Origin of the sequence: Rhodophyticola porphyridii (genome assembly GCF_003688285.1) — a bacterium.
In the GTDB taxonomy this organism is placed as follows: Bacteria; Pseudomonadota; Alphaproteobacteria; order Rhodobacterales; family Rhodobacteraceae; genus Rhodophyticola; species Rhodophyticola porphyridii.
In genome coordinates this window covers 232817-248289 of sequence record NZ_RCNT01000007.1, presented here as the reverse complement: position 1 = coordinate 248289, position 15473 = coordinate 232817, and the positions used below count along the sequence as shown (strand labels likewise).

Sequence of the window (15473 nt, the reverse complement as noted above, 5' to 3'; positions counted from 1 at the left end):
GGTTAGCCTAACCGAGTGTGATGTTTAGCAGCGGGGCACATGCAGTTGAGTGAACATTAATATTCCATCAAGGAAACAATCAAGTTCTATGCCAAACAGATGCAGGCGCAACGATAGAAGTGCCCAGCGGCAGCTCCCGCTCTGCGTGGCCTACCATTCGAATTTCTGGACCAAAGGCTGGATACTTGGACCACCGACGCGGATCGCACCGAGCATGATCCGAAGGCACAGAGGTCGCAGTCTCGGAGTGGAATCTGCCGGACATTCGAACTGCCTGCAGACTCTCGTCTATCGGATTTTACCGCAGCTGGTCATGCGTTGAACATGTTCGAACGTCGTCCTTGCGACAGTGCATCAGCTTCGACTTGCGATCGTCGCGCAAGCGCCGATAAAGGAGTTCGATTGCCGCAGGGCGCGAAGCCATCGCGTTAACACCAACGCCCTCAGACTGCCCTGGCGGACAACCGCCCGCAGTGGTCTACTTTAACCGCACCGAAACCGATTAGCAGGTGCAGGCAGTAGCTCAAACCAGCCGGAAATCTGTCCACGGATCGGGGAGTAGCTCAAAGATATCTGTAGCGTCGTAGCATCCAGCCCGCGCGGCGCTGGACCTTCAGGCGATCCTGTTCCGGCATCTTTACCTCCCAAGCCGCATCTCGCGAAATACGAAGGGGTCCGCCCATGCGGATGCGGCTGCCAGCGACCTGGTGCCCAGGAATAATCTCGGCCAGATCTGTGGCATCAGAGGTCTCCCGGGCAGCCTCGACCATCGCCAGAACCGGCTGCAGCGCGCCGACGGGATCGGCTGTGAAATCCTCGTAGCGCAATTGGATCGATCGTTGCGCCCCAACCCGGGAGGCTGCGAATTCCGTCAGAAGATTGAAGGCCATCCAGCGATGCGCTGTCCGTATGGCTGGTGCACCGCCGACAGGTCGTTGCACGCCTGCGCTCAGATCCACCTCGTGGGTTTTCATCATCGACCATGCGACGCCGCGTCCGTCTCGCATCAGATGCAGCAACGACAAATCTATGCCGGCAATGCGCGACAGTTGAAGGGCTCGGCTCGGCGATTTGGAGGAATCGACGATGACGCGGCAGCCCGTCGTTTCTTGGATGGCCGTGAAGAGATTTTTCGTTAGACGGGCATATTCTTGGAAGCCACGGGTCCAACCCGTAACCCCGAGCGTCTGTAGCGGATTTCGAACAGCCTCGAACCTGACGCAGAGGTGGCCATAGCGTTCCATCGTTCCGGGTGGTTCCCGCTCTAGCCATCGCTCGACGATGGACGACCAAAGCGGACAGGCGCGAACGCGGGCGCCACAAGCGCAATACTCGTCATTTGGCCAGACATGGCGGGGCAGATTCCCGAGTTCTCCTGCGCCGAAGACACCAGGAAATTGCGCAAGTGCCATATCGATTACCGTCGAACCGCTACGACCGTAGCCACCGACATAGAGAACTGAAACGTTGCGTGCGGCACCATCCTCGGCAGAGCTCGTGCGAACTTCGATCATGGCGAGCCTCCGTGCGCACCTACTGGCTTGTCATGCGCGATCCTGGTACCGGCGGCCAGCTCCCGGTAAATGGCTGAAATCCGCGCAACATGTGCGTCGATCGTGAGCTCGCGTGCAAAACTCGCCGCCGCCGCGGTGACCCGGCGGAGCGTTTTGGCATCTTGCAGAACTTGCTGGAGTGCGGGGACGAATGCTGCAGGCTCGAAGGGATCGACCAGAAACCCACTTTGCCCGTCGATAATCGCTTCAGGGTTGCCACCATGGCGCGTTGCCACCACTGGCGTGCCAAGGTGCATCGCTTCGATCAAGGTGCGGCCGAAGGGTTCGTCCAGCGCTGTGACGGCCAGTACGTCCACAGCTGCCATATAGGGTTCCACCGGTGTCCGGTGTCCCATCAAGTGCAGATGACCTTTTAACTCCATCTCGTCGATCAGATGTCGGCATTGCGCCTCGACCTCCAGCCCGGCGACCGGCTCGCTGCCGAAGACGACGCCATGGACGGGGCGGTCGGGCATCGCCGCACGTAGCTCATGCACGACCCGAACGAAATGGTCCGGCCTTTTGCGAGGGGTTAAAGCTCCAAAATACCCAATCAATGCGGCGTTCGGGGGCGCGCCGATCTCGGTCAGAAGAGTGCTTCGCGCCGCATCGCGGTCGGGCGGATCGGGTGACAAGTTAAACGGGCTTCTGACGACCTCAAACCGGTTTGCAACGGGTAAAACGGGACGCGATGGACGCGAAAACTCCGACACCGAAAGAATCCGGTCTGCGAAAAACGGTGCGATGAAATTCACGCCTCTGGCATCCGGTGCCTGTCGGTGATGCCATATGAAGCGAGCGCCGGCCATCTTTGTCGGAAGGGCCCAGCTTGCATGCATGCCGCCATCATTTGTGTGGACGATGCCTATTCGTTCCCGCCGGAGCAGACGCACCAGCGACGGCACAGCGCGCAAAAGATATTTCGGAATGGATGCATGGTGTTCAGCGCGCTTGAGACGACCAGCTAGTACGGGAGGGAATTCTAGTCGGAGGGTCCGCAGCCCGAGCTCCTCCACGTGGCGGCCTAACGCGCCTTGCGTGCCATGAAGCAGAACGAGCGGTGAGAACACGCTACGGTCAAGTTGAGCGGCTAGCGTGAGGGACGATGTGTGACTACCACCAATTACATCCCCGTCGGCGTAAGGGAACAGCACCCGGATACGTCTTCTTGTGGCCATTAGCCGTTTCTCGGTTTCGTGTTGAGGCAGGCAGCGGCCAAGGCAAGGGCCAGGACCAGTGGAACTCCCCAAAAGCGTGCATAGAAATGCGCGAAGAAATTCAACATTGCCGCATAAATCAGTATGATCGTTAACGCGATCAATCCCTCGGTCCGTGCGCCGGCCACAGCGATGGCTGCCCAGGCGAGGGTGACGCCAGTCATCAGCAGCAACACAAGTCCAAAAAGCGAAATCAAACCTCCCTCGGTCAGCAAGAGGAGGTAGGCGTTGTGCACGGGCGCACCATGCGCACTGATCGTGCTGTATTGATCCGCTCCGAGCCCCACAACCAGCGTATGCCGGGCCGTTTCCAAGGCCTCTCGGATCAGGAAGTATCGGTCCTCAAAAGTGCCGGCCTGGTTTAAGTCGCCGGTGGTGAGCGCGGTCAAAACACGTTCTCGGAAAACCTCGGGCAGTATGATGTCGCCAGCAAACATGACCAGGACCACTGCCATAGCCGCTGCCAAGAAGAAGCCGAATGCCACACGGGTCGAACCGCTGAACAGTGCGGTGACCGTGATGCCAAAGACCGTGATGATAAGTCCTGTGTTGGACCCAGTCAGGATGACCCCGTAAAGCAGGAGCGGCATGACCAACGCTGCCGTAATTCTGCGGAACTCTCCATGAAGCGTGAGGTTGAGCAAAAGAACGATCGCAATGGAACCGAGCGCCGCTGCGGCATTCTCGCGTTCGACAAGAGAACGCATTCTGCCGCTGCCCGACACGAGCCGCAAATCCGGATCGGGTACGTAGTGTACAACATAGGCGCCAAAGGCCATCACAACGGCGATCGAGAAAACCAAAACCTTCATAAGCGCCACAGTCTGTCGGTACCCTCGACCCGCCAGCACATAGACGAGGACGATCAGAGAAAAAGAGTACTGCAATAGAACTACGACCAAAGGAAGCATTTCGCCATTCGCGACCGAACCGATGGTGAGGCCCGCGGCGAGCGCCAAGGTTCCTGCAAGCCAAATTGGCGTCGCCATCCCCAAAGGCGCGCGCGGCACGTTACCTTTCAGAAGCATGACCAAGAGGGTTGCGCAAGCTGCCGCATCAGCGAGTGTCAAGTAGACCACATCGAGCCGGAAGAAGTTCATCGGCGAAAGGAAGACCGTCAACGCCGCGAGTTTCGAGTCGAGTTGGTCGAGCGCGGGAGCCGCGCCTTTGCGGAACCGCGCAGCCCGTAGCGCTGGCGATAGAAAGGGTAGGGACAGGATGGTCACGTCGTCCCCATGACCCGGCGCGCCAACGCCGAGCGTAGAATGAACCCAGCCGAGACAAGCCAGATCAAGTTGCACAAAAGATGTGTTGCCGCCGCGCCCTCAGCGCCGAACTGAACCGTCATCGGCCAAAAGACTGCAAAGAACAGGACCGTCACTGAGAGGCGCAGCAGAACAAGCGAAACGTCTTGGTCGGTGCTTAGCAGGGCAGGGACAATCGCCACCCCGGCCAACAGGACTGCGGACGCAGAAACCTGTATCCCCACTACCAGCGCGGCCTCGCGGAAATCCTCGGTGAAGATGAGTACGATAATCGGCTCGATCCAGATCAAGACAGGGGTCACTACGATGACAAGCAATAAGAAAAATATACCAGACATGCCAAAGATGAAGCGGGACAGGCGCCCTTCATCGCGTGCTGCCGCGAAACGTGCGAGTTCGGGATAAATCGCCTGCGCGAGCGGTCTGCCAAGGCGCAAGCCTGCCAAGGCGCTACGTTTTGCAATATGGTAGTAACCGACAGCCGTGGGTGAGACGATGGTGGCTAGAAGGATGACGTCGAGCCGTTGGGTCGCTTGCCGCAGTATCACAGCGGCGTTGCTGTTGAAGAACATCCGTAGCAAGCCCGGATTTTCGCGAATGGCTTGCAATGGGCTGTCGGCACGCTCTGGGAGTAACTGATCGGCCATCACACGACGCCCCAAGATATAGGCAAGCGCTCCATCCGCGACCGAGAAGACGACAATAACCCCCACAAACGCGGCTGGTCCGCCGCCAAGGGCTGCAACGATGACCGACACAATTGCCCGAACTATGGCCGTGGCTGCATCAAGCCGTGCAAGCTTGTCGAAACGGTCAAAGAGCCGCAACACTGCGATTCCGGTCGGTCGGAGTGACACCGCGAGTGCCAGTGATGCGATTTGAAGCAGTTCAATATGCTCTTCCAGATTAAGCCATGGGGCCACCAATCCGGCCAAGGCAAACGCAAGAAGTGCAGCCATCAGCCCCAGGACCACATCGACAATCGTCGAGAAACCTATCAGCGTACGGAAGCGTCGCGTGTCTCCCCGCTCCAATGCTTCGCTGCCGAACCGCATGACGGCTTGCCAGGGCTCGAGGTGAATGAAAAGAGAGGCCAAACGCATATAGGCTTCAACCAAGGCAACGATGGCTACACTCTCCGCCCCAAGGGCCCGTGCAGCTGCAGCCATTGAAACCAGACCGGAAAGACTCGTCACGACCTGCGAGGAGAAGACCCAGCTGACGTTTCGCAGGATGCGGACCACGACTTTTTGGTCTTCCGGAGAACTGGACAGACGACGGATCATTGGACTGCCACCGCGTTTTCGGGGATGTCTCCCGCCAGGACCGCGAGCCATGTTTCGACATGGGAAAGACCGGTGATGGGGTCCAAGGCCCATGCGTCGTCGGCTCTATCCGGGGCGAGACCTGGGCGCATATCTTCCCAATCGTCGGGCAGCCCGTCGCCATCACTATCCGCAATCATTGCAGACTCGGCAATGAGAGGCCAACCTCCAACCTGGTCGACCTCGTCGATGACCTCGCCCGTACAGGCAAAAACGCTGTCGATAACAAGCTGGTCGAGTGGGTCATGCACCCTACGGCCGGGGATAGCGTCTCCTGCACGGGTCATGACGTGAGAGTACGCCTCTTCGGCCGTGAGTACGGTCGCCATGGTGTCGGCGGATGTTGCAACCACCGCGGCTTCGGCGGCTGGATCCAGCAGCAGCGCACTTCGCCCACCGGCACATCTGTCCCGAGAGGGTGCGATGTTGCCCCAGGCTGCAATTTCAATCGCGGCCTCTGTAAAATCGAACACCTGCAAGGCCTCTGGAACATTTCGGACAGTGCTTGGGCCCGGCATCACGATGTTTCCTGCGTAAATAAGCGACACGTCGCCTGCGAGGTCATACACCTCACCAAACTGGCTGATCGGATTATAAAAAACGTTGTTGATCACCTCGACCGGACCAATGGATGTTGCCTTAACATCGGGGTTTCTGTCGCGATGGTGCGCAAAGAGATTTCGCAGTAGGCTTATGCGACCGCATTCAAAGCCGGTACCCTCCGTCGAGCATATGAGTGCCCCTTTTGAATGCCGTCCATCGGGATGGTTGGTTCTGTCGAGACTGAGGGCCAACAGACTGTCAGCAAGAGTGATATCAGCCGAACGCCCGCCAGAGACGTGGATATTGAAGGTTTCGTCCGTCGCAAAGGCCATCGAAAGATTGCCGAGGTACAGGCGTTCAGAATCTTCGATTGTCAAGGCATCTACAGTCGGTGACGGTTCGGAACTGGGACCTGGCCGGAGACTCATAAACCGCAAAACGACGTCATGACTGTCTTCAAGGATCAATGGGCCCTGGCGGGGACCTTCTACCCGGATCTGGATCCCGTCACCCGGGGCTGTTTGACCCGCGACATAGAGGTTGGAGCCGGGCCTGATGGGGTGATCCACTACGATCGTTCCAGAAACGGCGAACACGCATATCCTAGGTGTGTCATTGTTCTCGGCGCAGGCACGCAGGGTGCCAGGTCCGTCACCGGCAAGACTGGTGACGCGGACGACGTCGCCTCCCCTCCAACCGGTTGCAATCGCGCCGTATCCGTCTGCACCGGGAAACGCCAACACGTCGCCTAGCGCTGGCCACGCACACAGAAGGCCCGAGACAACCAACGCAAGGTCGCTCGGCCGTATTCTTCGTTTAGGCCTTAGCAAGTCGTTACTCCGCATATGCAGAACGTCCGAGATACGCTCCGGTCCGATACCGGCGCTGCTCGCGAGGATCTACATCGTTGAAGACAGTTCCAAGAATTTTTGAGTCACTCCGCTTGAGCCGATCATGCGTTTCACGCAATTCGTTACCCTTCGACTGGCCCCATCGTACGACGATCAGAACCCCGTCGGCCAAGGATCCGAAGCGACAGGCATCATTGAAGACCAGCACCGGCGGCGCATCCAGCAAGATGAGATCGTAATGCCGACGCAACTTCGGCATAAGCTTCGTCTGAGTGTCCTGAAGCACATGGAAATTAAGGCGTTCTCGCGCTCCGACGCTGATGAGATGAAGGCCGTCGGCCAGTTCAACAGGCGTGCCGAGCGGGAGTGATCCGTCCTTAGACCCCAGGGCAGACACGTCTGTGGCGTCTTCGGACACTTCCGAATTGTCGAAATGCTCGATCAGGTTCTTGAGCGATATGGTTTCACATTTTTCGCCGGCAAGCGCCGCAACGCTCTCCTGTTGGGCGTCGAGATCCAGAAGCAAAACCCGCAAACCGTCCCGCGCCGCAGAAGCCGCTATGGACAGTGCAACCTCGGACTTGCCCTCATCCGGTAAGCTCGACGTGATCATCAAGACCTTCGCATCACTGGCGCGGTGGTTCTTCAACAACAGGGTCAGAATGCTTCGAAGACCCTCTTTGTAAAGTGCCCGCGGATCAGCCGAAAGGTATTCAAGAGATGGCGGCTGGCCTAGCTGGATATCACGGCGCGAGGTGCGCGGCACCGTACCGTAGTTTCGCAAACCGATAATCCTCTGTACATCAGCTTCTGCCCAAACCCTCCGATCAAGCGACTCGATGAGAAGTGCTGTCACGAAAGCAAGGATCGTCGCGGCCACGAAACAGAGTGCGAGCGCCACCGCATGATTAGGCCATGCCGGTTCGACAGGGACCTGTGCGACGGTTACATGTCGTGCCGAGCGTGGCACGAAATCAAGCTGTGTTTCCAATTCGTTCAGTCGTTCGACGGCGTTTTGGTAGCGGCTTTGCTCAAGATCCAATGCACGCTCTATTCGTCCAAGCGTAAGAGTAGCTGCCGTGTGTTCGCGCAGACGCTCGTCGATCTCCGCAAGAGCGGCTTCATTCCGAACCAAATCCGCTTGGTGCGACGCTTCCCCTTCAAGTGCGTCGACGATTGCCGACAGACGCATCTGCTCCGACAAGAGCCTGTCGAGGCGATTGCTGTCATCGAGGCCATTGGCCCGCACGAAGTCCGCGAACTCCAGTTCCATTTCGCTCAGCTCGGCTGACATGCTCGCGGTGCGGGTTTCCAGAAAGGCGATGGATTGCTGAATTTCCGCACGCTGGGAGCGTTCGGACCGAGCAATGTAGGTTTCCGCGACACCGTTCGCGATGGCGGCGGTCAGCTCGGGGTCCGGGGTCTCTGCCACTATTTCGATTGCGAGGCTTTCGCCCGAGCGGAATACGGAATAGCTCGCCAGTAGCCGGTCTATGATCCGAGCCCTCAACTCGGTCGCGGATATCTCCGGGGCGTCAGGTGCGGGGGCGAAGATGGGATGTGTCGCCAACGGAGGCCGCTCCGCCACTTCGGCAGCGAACTGGCGGGAGCGGAGGACGTCGAGTTCGGTCTCAACGATGGAGCGCGAGACATCAAAGGCCTCGAGTTGCGCTGCCGTTCGGCTTATGCGGGTCTCCGAGGGGGTGAGCACGATCGTCGCGCGGGTCACATAGCGTTCTTCGACCGACTGCAGATAAAAGACCGCAACACCCATTATGGTGGCGATTAGGACAATTGCTATCCAGGCTTGGCGCCGTAGGATCAACAGCAGCCCTTCCAGTCCCATCCGCTCCTGCGGAATCTGGGTGTCATAAATATCTTGCACGCTAAAATTCTCGGGCGCGTTCATCTGGTCGCCTCCGGCCGTTCTGCAGGTTCAGTCTTCTTCCCGTCGGTAGCGGTCCCCGTGTCCGTCTCCGGGCGCACGCGCCCGGAACCGCGATGCTGCATCGCGTTGAGGTAGAAGGTCTCATGCGCGGCAATATAAGGATCGAACGAAAACCGCTCGGCGACTCGTGCCCGCGCCGCGAGCCCTGCCGCCGTCCGCTCGGCAGGTTCGAGATCGAGGATCCCACGAAGGGCGCGCGCCATTCCGTCTACGTCTCGCGGGGGCACTACTGCACCTGACGGCCCAACGAGTTCGGCGCAGTCGCCCACATCCGTCACGACGCAGAGCACGCCAGCCGCCATCGCTTCCGCCACAGCCAGCGGAAACGCTTCGCCCCATGCTGAAGATAGAAGAAAAGCGTCGAATGCCGGCACCAGCGCGGCTACATCGGCCCGGGTTTCCAAGCAGCTTATATGATTGGCGATCCCCAGGGCCGCGGCCTCCGCCTTGGCCGGGCCGTTGGCTTGTCCTGTTCCCATCAACACGCCGTGTACGTCACGCCCGTCGGCCAGCAACTTGGCGACCGCCCGCACCATCGCCACATGGTCTTTCATAGGGTGGTTCCGTGCGACTGTGCCAATTATCTGACAATCCTTCGAGATGCCACAGAGTTCGGTCAGACGGGCCCGCGCGTCAGGGTCAGGGCGGAAAACGGCCGCGTCGACGGCATTTGGGATGACCCACGCTCGGTCTCCCGCAAAACCGGTCGCTTCATGTTGGGTACGGGACGTGGAAGAACAGTAAGATATTCCGTCGACCCGATGCGAGAAAGTCGCCAGTATCCGGACCACCATTCGCGTCGAGGCCTTCTCGGCCCTAATGTCTGCCAGCGAATGGTGGATGCCCCAGACCAACGCGGTGTTGCGAAGGCCGACCCTGCCGATCAGGGCGGCTAGGCATCCGTGGTACATCCAGCCGAAAATGACGTCCGGTGCCTCAGCCGCGAGTTTCTGTCGAAGATCACGAACTGCGCGCCAAGATTTTGCGCCCTGTGACAGCCCAAGGTGGTGCACCGGGATACCAATGTCCTGCAATTCCTCCGAAATCGGACCCTGCGCCATGAGCGAGATCACGGAGTGGGACTTCCGCGAAGGACCCAATGCACGAAGGTATCGCGACAGCATGATTTGTGCGCCGCCGACACCGGTACTCGTAATGATGTGAACCACCTTCATGAGCCAATGGTTGCCTTAATTTTTGTTCCATGACACGATAAACTTCAGAATCGACGCATAGAAGGGTGGATTTTCGAAAATACTCCTCTCCGGGGAGACTTGATTTAATGGCCCGCGGCGCTCTGCGGGCTACTTTAGGACATTTGCCAATTTACTGTTGATGGCATGAACCGTAAAACTGAATTCGCGATAGCGTCTATTCTTGTGCTTGCTCTGCTGCTCTTTTTTCTCATTGCGAGTGTCATAGTGCGAGTCAGTCTTGGTTCGCCGATGTTTTTCGTTCAGACCCGGGCCGGTAAGGACGGGCACCCGATACGGATCGTCAAGCTCCGCACAATGTACCACCAACCCGATGATGGACCGCCGCTTCCTGATGCTGAACGCACGACACCAGCGACTGATTTGCTACGCCGCCTGAGGATGGATGAATTGCCGCAATTAATCGCCGTATTGCGCGGTGACTTGGCACTTGTCGGCCCTCGGCCTCTGCTTCCCCAAACGATTAAGGCCTTCGGTGCCAAAGGTGAGCAGCGCGGCAAGGTCCGGCCGGGCATCACCGGCTGGTCGCAGGTAAGCGGAAACACGCGTCTCAGCGATGACGAAAAGCTGCAGCTCGATCTCTGGTATGTTGCCAACCGATCAGCCGCGCTTGATTTCCGCATCTTGGCAGAAACGGCATCGGTTGCGTTACTCGGCGAGCGCCGCAGGCCGGAACGGCTGATTGCAGCGAAGTCGGGCGTTTCAGCAGAACCAACCTCGAGGAGGCAGACCTCGTGAGGACGGTTTTTATTGGTGCGGTTGAGGGTTCCGCAAAAGCGCTTGAAGCTTTGTGCAGGTCAGGTCACGCCCCGAGTCTCGTCGTCACCCTGCCGCTTGAGCTGTCATATCGGCACTCTGACTTTGCGGATCTGGAGCCTATTTGTACTGCTTATGCGTTGCCGATCCATCGTACCCCGAAATCTGAGGCACCAGACACGCTACACCTGATTGCAGAGCTCCAACCGGACCTTTTGCTGGTTGTGGGGTGGTCGCAGCTATGTAGTGCAGCGCTTCGAAATATTCCCCGGATAGGCAGTCTGGGTTTCCATCCGTCGGCCTTGCCGCGCCTTCGTGGGCGTGCCGTGATCCCTTGGACGATCCTTCTTGGGCTGAAGGAAACCGCCGCGACCCTGTTCTGGCTCGAGGATGGGGCTGATACCGGTCCAATCGCAAGTCAACGACCGATCCCTGTTGATCCCGACCGCGAAACCGCAGCTAGCCTTTATGAAAAGCAAATCACGGCGCTTGCCGAAATGCTGCCGCCGTTGGTTGCACGGATTGCTGACGGTGACGTCCCCGCAGACCCGCAGGATGACAGCCTCGCCAGTATATGTGGCCGCAGACGTCCCGAGAACGGACTTATCGACTGGTCAAGGCCAGCGGCTGAGATCGAAAGGCTGATTCGCGCCGTCGGACCGCCCTATCCAGGCGCCTTCACCTATTCCGAGAGTGGTACACGGTTGACTCTTACCCTCGCAGAGCCACACCCGCGAGAGAACTATTTCATTGGCCTGCCGGGTCAGGTTCAGGCCATCAATGGGAACCACTTCACTGTGTCATGTGGGGATTCCCGCAGCATTGACATTACTGCCTGGGAGGGCGCCCACGAGCCTCCCCGCGTGCATACGCTGCTCGGAGAAGAGAGAAAATGAGTTTCGATTTCGGTATGGGCGCCGGCCGTGTTCTGGTCATTGCCCCGCATCCAGACGATGAGGTCCTGGGCGCCGGCGGTACGATGGCGCGACTGGCCGCTGAAGGACGCGACGTACATGTCTGCATAGTTACCAGCGGCACTGCGCCCCGATTCGACGCCGCTCAGACACAACGCGTCCGGGCCGAGGCCAAGCGCGCGCACAAACGGCTCGGTGTAGCAGACTGCCATTGGCTCGGCTTTCCGGCGGCCGGCCTCTCAGAGACGCCACATGCCGATCTCAACGCGGGGATCGCGCGCATTGTGCAGTCCCTGCAACCTGAAGTGGTGCTCCTTCCGCATCCCGGTGACATCCATCTCGACCATCAGGCCTGCTTCACATCAAGCCTTGTCGCAAGCCGACCTCACCAGGCTTCTTATCCTCCGGTCATCATGGCCTACGAGACTTTGTCGGAAACCAACTGGAACGCGCCTCAGCTTACACCGGCGTTCCTGCCGTCGATCTTTGTCGACATTAGCGAGACGCTGGAGGCCAAGCTCGATGCCTTCGCCCTTTATGAAAGTCAGGTCCATCAAGCGCCACATGAACGCTCGCCTGAGTCGCTACGTGCGCTCGCGACACTGCGTGGCGCAACCGTTCACCGCGATGCCTGCGAGGCCTTTGTGCCCGTGCGCATGGTCCTTTAGGGTCTAATGATATGACAAACTGGCCGGTCTTCGATGATGAACAGGTAGAGGCAGTGGCGCGAGTGCTGCGATCAGGTCGCGTGAATGCATGGACGGGGCCGGAGGTTGGCGAGTTCGAGACGGCTTTCGCGAAGCTTGTTGGTAGCGAACACGCGATTGCTATGGCCAACGGCACCGTTACGCTCGACACAGCGCTACGCATGCTCGACCTCGAACCGGGCGATGAGGTTGTCGTGACGCCGCGAAGCTTCGTTGCGTCGGCTTCATGCATTATGCTGGCGGGGGGATTACCTGTCTTTGCCGATGTCGACCGGGACAGCCAAAACATAACGCCAGACACGATTGCACCTCTGATCGGCCCGCGCACGCGAGGGATCTTGGCCGTTCATCATGCGGGTTGGCCGTGCGAGATGGAGGAGATACTGGATCTCGCGAACGCACATGGTTTGTGGGTCATCGAAGACTGTGCGCAGGCCCATGGGGCCGAGATCATGGGGCGTCATGTCGGTAGCTTCGGCGCCTTTGGGTCTTTCTCTTTCTGTCAGGACAAGATCATGACGACAGGCGGGGAGGGCGGCCTGCTGGTCACCAATGATGAAACCCTCTTCGCCCGGGCCTGGAGCTTCAAGGATCACGGCAAGAGCCTGGCCCGCGTCATGGAACTGGCGGAAGTGCCAGGATTCCGGTGGCTGCATGATGGCCCGCCGGGTACCAACCTGCGGATGACGGGCATGCAGGCCGCGTTGGGGCTTATTCAAATCTACCGGTTGCCGGATTGGCAGAAGATTCGGCAGCGGAACGCGCTTCTTTTGGCCGAAGCGCTCGCTGAAAATCCGCTATTCCGAGTGCCTATGCCAAGGCCGGGGATCACTCATGCCTATTATCGCCTCTATGCATTTCTTAGACCGGAGGCACTGGCCCACGGGTGGAGCCGTGACCGTATACTTGACGAGATCGGGGCCGCCGGATTCCCGGCGCTGACCGGGAGTTGCCCGGAGATCTACCGCGAGCGTGTGTTCACGGATGAGGGTCTGGGTCCATCCGCTCGGCTTCCGGTCGCGCAGGAACTCGGCGAAACCAGCCTTGCGTTTCTCGTGGATCCGGCACAGACGGATGACAGGATCGCAGCCCTTGCTGACACACTCAACGCAATCGCCCGGCAAGCCGTGCGTCGATCGACACGTTTCGCTTCTTAGGCCGCACTCGGAGACGCGATAAGGTCGGGCGGCATCTTGTGGTCCTGTGTGTTCAGTCCCGACATCTGGTGGATCGTGACCTGCTCTCTTTGAGGCCGCGTTTATAGGTTAGCTCGGTTCAGGGTTGGTCCTGTTTTGACCGGCTAACATATTCGTATGGCGCCAGACCCGCGAGGCTGGAGCGAGGCCGGTTGTGATTGCAGTCGTCGCGCCATGCCGCAATCAAATGGCGAGCATGACGGTGTGCGTGGTCGTGGCTCTGCCGTGACGAACTTGAGCGATAGGGCTTCCTTCCATCCCTGAGAACGGATCACACCATCAAACCGTGGGATCAAACACATCGGAGATTAGGGGTACCTCATTGGAGCATCACCCGCGCCGCTTTCAATTCTTGCCATCACGGTGAACGCTGCCTTAACGTATACACGAACAAAGGCCTTGAACGGGAAGCGATTACGCGTCTAGCGAAAAACCAATGCAACAACCCACGCTGAGGGCGGGATCGGCGGGATCAAAGCCCCGCGTTTGACGGCCATCATTCTGGCACACTCATGGAAAATGCTGAGCAGCCGGTTGAGTTTTCACGAGATCGACCCAGTTCCGCCGCTACGAGGCTCTCGACTGCACAAAGCCGTTGGTCACGCCATGGCATCATATGAACGAAAAACGGACCAGGTCGGTGACGACTTTCGACGATTGAGGTAAGAGAAAGGAGAAAAGCGGTAGCGTATCGTTGTCCGCGCATTATCATGAAAAAATTTATAATTACAGGAACTCAGATGAAGAATAAGGGCTCCCAGGCCATGTTCTTAACTTTGTGCTACAGCCTGAAAAGTACTTACAAAGATTGCGAGGTTTATGGGTTTTCCAATAAATATGAATCACCGGAGAAATATAGTTTCAAGCTGCTACCATATGATTATTATACACGATTTGTGCTAAACAACAAATTGAGTAAGGTGCCATTCTTGGTTCCGCTTTTGACCTATTTGGTTGGTATCTGGAGGAAAACCGACAAGTGGAAGGGTAAAATTCCGGAAATGGAAAGAGCGTTGCGAGAAGCGGATGCTATTTTTGATGCGAGCGGCTACACTCTTGGCTCAGGCTGGCCCAAAGGCGGGGGAGAGCTGCTTCTGCAAACGATAGAGCTTGCCAAGCGCCACAAAAAGAAAATTATCCTGATGCCCCAGAGCTTTGGTCCATTTGATTGGGATGGTGACAACACGGATTTTCTCAAGCGGGTCAAAAAAGAATTGGCCTACTGCACTAAAATATACGCACGTGAGAAAGAGGGATATGAGTGCCTTTTGTCCTTGGGGTTGGACAATGTTGAGTTGTCGACTGATATGGTAATCAGAGAAAAGTTTTTTCCAACTGCATCCGACATCTACGCCTCCCCCTCAGTTAGTGGTGAAGTCGAATATCCAGCTCAAGGTTCAGTTGGGTTCATCATCAACGAAAACGTGTTCCGGATCGGTGACGCTGACGCGGTTTTAAACCTGTATACAAAACTTCTGGATCGGCTGACCGACAATGGTGAGAAAGTGTACATTCTGAATACCTCCACTGCCGATACGCACCTCGTGGAGGAAGTTCTCGACAAGATGAACGACAGAAGCAAAGTGAGCATCATCAGCGGGGAATACTCCAGCCCGGAACTGATAGATATTATTGGGCGCTTCAAGTACGTCGTCGCATCACGTTACCATTCTGTTGTGTTCGCGTACAGAAGCGGCGTCCCCGCGATCATTCTAGGATGGGCAAGCAAATACCAGGACCTTGCAGCACATTTCCAACAACAAGCTTATGTGTTCGACATAAGACAACCGGGTGTCGACCAAATCTTGGAGCAAATCGACCATATGGGGAAGAATTACGAAATAGAGTCCCAGAACATCAAGAAATGTCTAGAAACTGTTCAAGCTACCTCGGTCACACAAAAAGCCATAAATTCCTTGGCTGTTCCATCCTAGATGATCACATAGACTGTCGCCGGCCTGCATTGCTCATGGCAAGGTCAATC

The 15473-nt window shown here is 57.8% G+C and carries 12 protein-coding genes and 1 pseudogene; 5 read left to right on the top strand and 8 right to left on the bottom strand.

Going from position 1 to position 15473, the window contains the following annotated elements; genetic code table 11:
- Positions 1–563 precede the first annotated feature (563 nt).
- From D9R08_RS14685 to D9R08_RS14655, 7 genes are all read right to left on the bottom strand, one after another.
- Positions 564–1514, bottom strand: coding sequence for a sulfotransferase (locus tag D9R08_RS14685; RefSeq protein ID WP_121898809.1), 951 nt, complete (start codon positions 1512–1514; stop codon positions 564–566).
- Positions 1511–2731, bottom strand: coding sequence for a glycosyltransferase family 4 protein (locus D9R08_RS14680; protein ID WP_121898808.1), 1221 nt, complete (start codon positions 2729–2731; stop codon positions 1511–1513). The genes D9R08_RS14685 and D9R08_RS14680 overlap by 4 nt, the downstream gene beginning before the upstream one ends.
- Complete coding sequence (locus D9R08_RS14675; protein WP_121898807.1) at positions 2731–3996, bottom strand: O-antigen ligase family protein; 1266 nt, start codon at positions 3994–3996, stop codon at positions 2731–2733. Before D9R08_RS14675 ends, D9R08_RS14680 begins: the two co-directional genes overlap by 1 nt.
- Positions 3993–5321, bottom strand: a complete 1329-nt coding sequence (locus tag D9R08_RS14670; RefSeq protein WP_158599011.1) for a lipopolysaccharide biosynthesis protein — start codon at positions 5319–5321, stop codon at positions 3993–3995. The genes D9R08_RS14675 and D9R08_RS14670 overlap by 4 nt, the downstream gene beginning before the upstream one ends.
- Positions 5318–6280, bottom strand: coding sequence for a hypothetical protein (locus D9R08_RS14665; RefSeq protein ID WP_147450692.1), 963 nt, complete (start codon positions 6278–6280; stop codon positions 5318–5320). The genes D9R08_RS14670 and D9R08_RS14665 overlap by 4 nt, the downstream gene beginning before the upstream one ends.
- Before the next feature lie 457 nt (positions 6281–6737).
- A complete protein-coding gene (locus D9R08_RS14660; protein WP_121898804.1) occupies positions 6738–8663 on the bottom strand; it encodes an AAA family ATPase in 1926 nt (641 codons plus the stop codon).
- Positions 8660–9877, bottom strand: a complete 1218-nt coding sequence (locus tag D9R08_RS14655) for a glycosyltransferase (protein ID WP_121898803.1) — start codon at positions 9875–9877, stop codon at positions 8660–8662. Before D9R08_RS14655 ends, D9R08_RS14660 begins: the two co-directional genes overlap by 4 nt.
- Positions 9878–10042: 165 nt before the next feature.
- On the opposite strand from D9R08_RS14655, the gene D9R08_RS14650 reads away from it, so the two are divergent.
- The 4 genes from D9R08_RS14650 to D9R08_RS14635 are packed head-to-tail and all read left to right on the top strand — an operon-like array spanning position 10043 to position 13450.
- Positions 10043–10654, top strand: coding sequence for a sugar transferase (locus D9R08_RS14650; RefSeq protein ID WP_121898802.1), 612 nt, complete (start codon positions 10043–10045; stop codon positions 10652–10654).
- A complete protein-coding gene (locus D9R08_RS14645; protein WP_121898801.1) occupies positions 10651–11568 on the top strand; it encodes a methionyl-tRNA formyltransferase in 918 nt (305 codons plus the stop codon). Before D9R08_RS14650 ends, D9R08_RS14645 begins: the two co-directional genes overlap by 4 nt.
- Positions 11565–12254 carry a PIG-L deacetylase family protein gene (locus D9R08_RS14640; protein ID WP_199709378.1) on the top strand — a complete coding sequence of 230 codons (690 nt, stop codon included), beginning with the start codon at positions 11565–11567 and terminating at the stop codon, positions 12252–12254. The genes D9R08_RS14645 and D9R08_RS14640 overlap by 4 nt, the downstream gene beginning before the upstream one ends.
- A gap of 11 nt (positions 12255–12265) precedes the next feature.
- Complete coding sequence (locus tag D9R08_RS14635; protein WP_121898800.1) at positions 12266–13450, top strand: DegT/DnrJ/EryC1/StrS family aminotransferase; 1185 nt, start codon at positions 12266–12268, stop codon at positions 13448–13450.
- Positions 13451–13568: 118 nt separating this feature from the next.
- On the opposite strand, the pseudogene D9R08_RS19450 reads toward D9R08_RS14635, so the two are convergent.
- Positions 13569–13691: pseudogene (locus D9R08_RS19450) on the bottom strand (IS3 family transposase); the annotation flags it as partial.
- A gap of 538 nt (positions 13692–14229) precedes the next feature.
- Between D9R08_RS19450 and D9R08_RS14630 the strand changes: the two are divergent.
- Positions 14230–15423: a polysaccharide pyruvyl transferase family protein gene (locus D9R08_RS14630; RefSeq protein WP_158599010.1), complete on the top strand. Its 1194-nt coding sequence runs from the start codon at positions 14230–14232 to the stop codon at positions 15421–15423.
- Positions 15424–15473 lie beyond the last annotated feature (50 nt).

Coding starts and splice junctions, on each gene's coding strand:
- D9R08_RS14650 (WP_121898802.1), top strand. CDS start 10,043: ATGAACCGTAAAACTGAATTCGCGATAGCGTCTATTCTTGTGCTTGCT.
- D9R08_RS14680 (WP_121898808.1), bottom strand. CDS start 2,731: ATGGCCACAAGAAGACGTATCCGGGTGCTGTTCCCTTACGCCGACGGG.
- D9R08_RS14685 (WP_121898809.1), bottom strand. CDS start 1,514: ATGATCGAAGTTCGCACGAGCTCTGCCGAGGATGGTGCCGCACGCAAC.
- D9R08_RS14655 (WP_121898803.1), bottom strand. CDS start 9,877: ATGAAGGTGGTTCACATCATTACGAGTACCGGTGTCGGCGGCGCACAA.
- D9R08_RS14630 (WP_158599010.1), top strand. CDS start 14,230: ATGAAGAATAAGGGCTCCCAGGCCATGTTCTTAACTTTGTGCTACAGC.
- D9R08_RS14635 (WP_121898800.1), top strand. CDS start 12,266: ATGACAAACTGGCCGGTCTTCGATGATGAACAGGTAGAGGCAGTGGCG.
- D9R08_RS14640 (WP_199709378.1), top strand. CDS start 11,565: ATGAGTTTCGATTTCGGTATGGGCGCCGGCCGTGTTCTGGTCATTGCC.
- D9R08_RS14660 (WP_121898804.1), bottom strand. CDS start 8,663: ATGAACGCGCCCGAGAATTTTAGCGTGCAAGATATTTATGACACCCAG.
- D9R08_RS14670 (WP_158599011.1), bottom strand. CDS start 5,321: ATGATCCGTCGTCTGTCCAGTTCTCCGGAAGACCAAAAAGTCGTGGTC.